The sequence below is a fragment of the Acinetobacter sp. YH16053 genome, assembly GCF_013417035.1.
GTDB lineage: Bacteria > Pseudomonadota > Gammaproteobacteria > Pseudomonadales > Moraxellaceae > Acinetobacter > Acinetobacter towneri.
This window is the reverse complement of record NZ_VPEP01000094.1, coordinates 1-2042: the sequence shown is the minus strand read 5'-3', so window position 1 is coordinate 2042 and position 2042 is coordinate 1. Positions and strand designations below refer to the sequence as shown.

5 protein-coding genes and 1 pseudogene are annotated in these 2042 nt (G+C 32.8%); 2 read left to right on the top strand and 4 right to left on the bottom strand.

From position 1 onward, the window contains the following. The 4 genes and pseudogenes from FTV43_RS15190 to FTV43_RS15175 form a co-directional block, all read right to left on the bottom strand. Positions 1–119, bottom strand: a pseudogene (locus FTV43_RS15190) (transcriptional regulator); the annotation flags it as partial. Further along, positions 112–432 carry a type II toxin-antitoxin system RelE/ParE family toxin gene (locus tag FTV43_RS15185; protein ID WP_002126330.1) on the bottom strand — a complete coding sequence of 107 codons (321 nt, stop codon included), beginning with the start codon at positions 430–432 and terminating at the stop codon, positions 112–114. The gene FTV43_RS15185 and the pseudogene FTV43_RS15190, both read right to left, overlap by 8 nt. Positions 433–621: 189 nt before the next feature. After that, complete coding sequence (locus tag FTV43_RS15180; protein WP_163146734.1) at positions 622–822, bottom strand: hypothetical protein; 201 nt, start codon at positions 820–822, stop codon at positions 622–624. Positions 823–882: 60 nt separating this feature from the next. Beyond that, positions 883–1188 (bottom strand): hypothetical protein, encoded by a 306-nt coding sequence (locus FTV43_RS15175; RefSeq protein ID WP_163146733.1) that lies wholly within the window; start codon positions 1186–1188, stop codon positions 883–885. A gap of 234 nt (positions 1189–1422) precedes the next feature. Here FTV43_RS15175 and FTV43_RS15170 point away from each other — a divergent pair, with 234 nt between their 5' ends. Beyond that, on the top strand, positions 1423–1716 hold the full coding sequence (locus tag FTV43_RS15170) for a type II toxin-antitoxin system RelB/DinJ family antitoxin (RefSeq protein ID WP_159124548.1): 294 nt from the start codon (positions 1423–1425) through the stop codon (positions 1714–1716). Further along, positions 1709–1990: a type II toxin-antitoxin system YafQ family toxin gene (locus FTV43_RS15165; RefSeq protein ID WP_005098405.1), complete on the top strand. Its 282-nt coding sequence runs from the start codon at positions 1709–1711 to the stop codon at positions 1988–1990. The genes FTV43_RS15170 and FTV43_RS15165 overlap by 8 nt, the downstream gene beginning before the upstream one ends. Positions 1991–2042 lie beyond the last annotated feature (52 nt).

Here is a 2042-nt window from a genome sequence, read left to right as displayed (position 1 = left end):
ACTTCCTTAATGTCAGGTAATTCAAGTTCGGTTGTTCGACTTGCTTGGATCTCTTTGCGTTTGATTGCTCCAGCTTCTTTAATCGAAGCAACTAAGTCATCAAATAAGTTGTTATCCATGAAATTGCTCCTTCACGAGTTGGCGCAGAATGGCGGTTTCTTTATCCGTGAGATTATCTTTTACAGATTTTGGATAAGCCACCAAGAAAAAGATTTGATCATCCTCATTTACCCAATAGTAAATTACTCTGATACCGCCACTTTTGCCTTTATTACCTTGAGCGCAACGTACTTTTCGAATGCCACCGCCATTCTTGATCAAGTCACCTTTATCAGGCTGAACCAATAGATCTTGTTGAAGTTGACGATATTCCTCATCAGATACAAGGTCTTTGATTTGCTTGGTAAAGATGCTGGTTTCAATGAATAACATAGATTCTTTGTACGTCAATGGCGTATAAGGATTCTAGCAGTTTCTGTATCAAAAAACGAGAGCTGATAACTCTCGTTTCGTATAATCCGTATTATGTTAATTTCAGAGAAACTATTACAAATAGAATATTACTTTTATATTCTCAAATGAGCCGCTATCTTTCTTAAAAAATACTATAAATAACTGTTATTACTGATTATTATTTTTTAAATCAGGGCGAATTTTATAAATATTATTTTGGAGTTCAAAAATATGACTGAGAGCTTTTCCTATCAGTAAGATATTTTCTCTATTTTCTAGTGATGGATCTGATTGAATCTTACTAGGAATACTGTCTAATAATATTGCAGCTTGATACAAATCATCATTTATTTTTTTTAATTGATCCATTTTTCTCTTCTATATATGTTGGTAAGGATCCCAATCATATTACATTGAGATCCTGATTTATTAGGCCGTGGTATATCTTGTTGTAGCTTCTCTAGTTTCTGAACTAAAAAGGTTTAATAATCTATCCGATGATGGTACAGGAAGATTTGGTGGATTCCAATCACCTGTAGTGATGCATGTATTTAAAGAGTTTCCACACTCTGACATTCCACCGCTACCAGCAGACCCATAGACATCAATACAGTCTGCATAATATTCTGCACACAATTCTTTCGTTAAATAATATGAAGGCGTTGTAGGATCATATGCAAGAGCAAGACTACTAGTTATTATTGTACTAATTAGAACTATTTTTTTTAAGAACATAAGAAAATTCCAACTTTATTGTTAATTTGATATTTAAATATGATTCTTTAAAATTTAACTATTATTAAAATTACTCAAATCGAATAAATTTTTGAATAAATTCGCTTCATTTAACATAATGGCGATTATACGAAATTTAGCGATTAGAAACCATTTATTACATCAAAAGTAATGAAAATGTAAAGATAATGACTTATATTGTCTTTACATTATTGGTTTTTAGAGGAATTAACCATGTCCGCAGTCAATTTTAATATGCGTTTAGAAGAAGACTTGAGGGATAATGCAAATCATATTTTTGAAGAATATGGTTTAACAATGCCACAAGCATTTAAACTTTTTTTAAATCAGGTGGTGAAAACAAGAACTGTTCCATTAGCTTTTGACTATGCGAAAGAACCAACTCTGACCCCAACAGCAGTAGCAAAGTTGCTTCAATCTCTTAAAGAGATTGAAAATGGGGAGTACACCGAGTACGAAACAGTAGAAGAAGCAATCAAAGCCATGTCGGATGAAGCTCATGGCTAAACGAAAAATAATCGTAACCAGTTCATTTAAAAGAGACATTAAAAGACGTTATTTAGATTTGGTTACGGCTGAATGGGCCGAGGTACTGGACTGTTTAGTTGCTAATAGTCCATTACCTGAAAAATATCTAGATCATCCATTAAAAGGTGGTGCTGAGTTTAAAAATTGTCGAGATTGCCACGTTAAACCTGATTTAGTCTTGATTTATAGGCTCGTAGGGGATGATGTTTTAGAATTACACCAGTTAGATAGCCATTCAGAAATTTTTGGTTAAGTGACCATTCAGAATTGTTTTTAATGTTTTGAAGTTAGTAAAAGTTAAGGAA